General features: G+C 38.8%; 3 protein-coding genes. All 3 read right to left on the reverse strand.

What is annotated here, in order from left to right; genetic code table 11:
- Positions 1 to 448 precede the first annotated feature (448 nt).
- Complete coding sequence (locus QZY09_RS05950; protein WP_295669501.1) at positions 449 to 1,408, reverse strand: YpdA family putative bacillithiol disulfide reductase; 960 nt, start codon at positions 1,406 to 1,408, stop codon at positions 449 to 451.
- 54 nt (positions 1,409 to 1,462) lie between these two features.
- Positions 1,463 to 1,975, reverse strand: coding sequence for an STM3941 family protein (locus QZY09_RS05955; RefSeq protein WP_295669504.1), 513 nt, complete (start codon positions 1,973 to 1,975; stop codon positions 1,463 to 1,465).
- Between the two features lie 21 nt (positions 1,976 to 1,996).
- A partial coding sequence (locus QZY09_RS05960; protein ID WP_295669507.1) for a hypothetical protein occupies positions 1,997 to 2,394 on the reverse strand: 398 nt, incomplete at its 5' end.

Here is a 2,394-nt window from a genome sequence, read left to right on the forward strand (position 1 = left end):
AAGTCTAATTTTTCCTTAAATGATGCCGGATAGTGTATGCTATCTGGTATCATTTATTTAGCTTTTGTTGCATTTCTTAATTGAACTTACTTTAGGTTGATTGGGTTTACTAAGTTAACAAATGTGATGTCATTCACAAATTGACGATTAGTGCTTATAAGAACAGCTGAAAAATACCAGGAAGAGATTTTGTAAAATAGTGTAAACCCCGATTTAACGCGTAAATATATAAATAACTTAATATCAGATGTTTACAAACTGCAAGCTTTTGATTCTGTAAACCTTTTGTAAACCCTTTTTGTGCATTTTGCGTTCAATGAACTTGCAGATGGGCGATTAGTCAATTTATGGTTGACACGGAATGAGGTGGATCGGGTTGACTAAGTTGGTTAGAATCAGGTATTACCCATTCGATTCAACTTACTCAACACAATTAACTTAATCCAACTCAATCAACCTTCCTCACTATATCCCCAATGATCATACCGGCATGGATGCGGGAGTTCTCGATAAACCATAAATGAGTATCCATCCCTCCTACCACTACACCGGCAAGGTATAAGCCGGGTACATTGGTTTCCATGGTTTCATGGTTATATTCAGGGACAAACCGATCATCAGACAAGGTAACCCCCACCTTCTTTAAAAATTCAAAGTTGGGTTGGTAGCCGGTCATCGCCATAACAAAATCATTGGGAATAGTGACTAAGCCTTCCGGCGTTTCGATATCGACCTCGTATTGCCTGATGGCTTTTAAATTTGATTTAAAATAGGCTTTAATACTTCCTTCCTTAATGCGGTTCATAATATCCGGCCTGATCCAGTATTTAACACGTTCTCCTACATCTGCACCGCGGATCACCAGGGTAACCTCTGCGCCTTTGCGGTAGGTTTCCAACGCTACATCAATAGCCGAATTGCTTGACCCTACCACCACCACCTTTTGCAGGGCATAATAATTAGGGTCCTGGTAATAATGTTTTACTTTTGGCAGGTCTTCGCCCGGAATGTTCAGTTTTACCGGAATATCATAAAAACCTGTGGATATGATCACATTTTTTGCCTGGTAGGTGGCCTTTGCAGTGGTAACAATAAAAACTCCTCCTTCTTTTTTTATCCCGGCAACTTCCTCAAAAAGGTTGATCGGTAAATGGTTTGATGTGGCTACCCTGCGGTAATATTCGAGCGCTTCGGCGCGAACCGGCTTATAACTGTTAGTAACAAAAGGGACGCCACCAATCTCCAGTTTTTCGGAAGTGGAAAAAAAGGTCATGGTGGAAGGGTAATTGTACAGCGAATTAACCAGGCAGCCTTTTTCAGCAATAACAAAACTAAGGCCCGCCTTTTGTGCCGCCAGCCCGCAGGCAATACCAATGGGGCCTGCGCCTATGATGAGAATATCAAGCATTATTTACAGTAAAAGATGTACGGGCGAAGATAGGCAGATTTTGGGGGATTGGGGTCAGCGGTTTGTTATAATAGATGGGTTTTTGGCTGGAATTAATGCTTGATTACTATATTCATCAAGAATATCCAAAAGTACATCTCCATTTACCCTGATCATATCTACATTGATTTTAAACGGTTCGCTCATTAGCTTTTTTATGAACCTTTTGAAAGGGTTCCGAATATTCGCAAGGTATTCCTTTGGGTTACCAACTCTGATATACAGGTAGGCATTTGCTTCGTCTATTGATGTGATATCTTTCCACTGGTATTTAATATCGTCGGCCAGGTCGTAGATACCGGATTCGTTAACAACCAGGATAGGCTTACGAAAAATTACAAAATTGAAGTATTTGTGATAATTTAACAAGCGTGTAAAACCGATTGCCAGCCAAATAAGATAAATGTAACGAAAACCAGGATAGCGGAAGTCGCCGTAAAAAGAACAATAATAGGCCATTAGGAAAGCAAGACCTATAAAGAACATATTCATCACAAAAATGCTGCTGATGCGGGTATCAAATTCCATCTATTTTTATTGTTTCGTTACTTAATTAGGATTTTTAATGTCCTCCGCTTTGATGCTGTAATCATTCAGTGCATCCACAAATTGATCGTATTTATCCCATCTAAAGTTAACCATATTCAGATCGATAAAATAGGAATCGTTCGGCTTGGGTTTTCTTTTAATGATCGATGGTAAAAACTTCTCAATAGGGTTTGTAATAGTTCGTGGGTATATTTTAGGTTCGTAAAAGTAGATTTGCAGGAGGTCACAAGGCCCCGTTACAATCATGTCTTCAATATCATTCCAATAATATTTTCTGTCATTATAATGGTCAAAAATGTAAGATTCGTTAATCGTTAGCATTGGTTTGTTGATGACATAAAAGGCAATATGTTTGACCAGGAAAGGCCCGATAAAAAACAAAAAAAAAACAAGTTTAA

Origin of the sequence: uncultured Mucilaginibacter sp., from assembly GCF_903913935.1 — a bacterium.
Classification (GTDB): domain Bacteria; phylum Bacteroidota; class Bacteroidia; order Sphingobacteriales; family Sphingobacteriaceae; genus Mucilaginibacter.

Bases quoted from the DNA above. Each gene is read 5' to 3' on its own strand.
- QZY09_RS05950 (WP_295669501.1), bottom strand. From the start codon at position 1,408: ATGCTTGATATTCTCATCATAGGCGCAGGCCCCATTGGTATTGCCTGC.
- QZY09_RS05955 (WP_295669504.1), bottom strand. From the start codon at position 1,975: ATGGAATTTGATACCCGCATCAGCAGCATTTTTGTGATGAATATGTTC.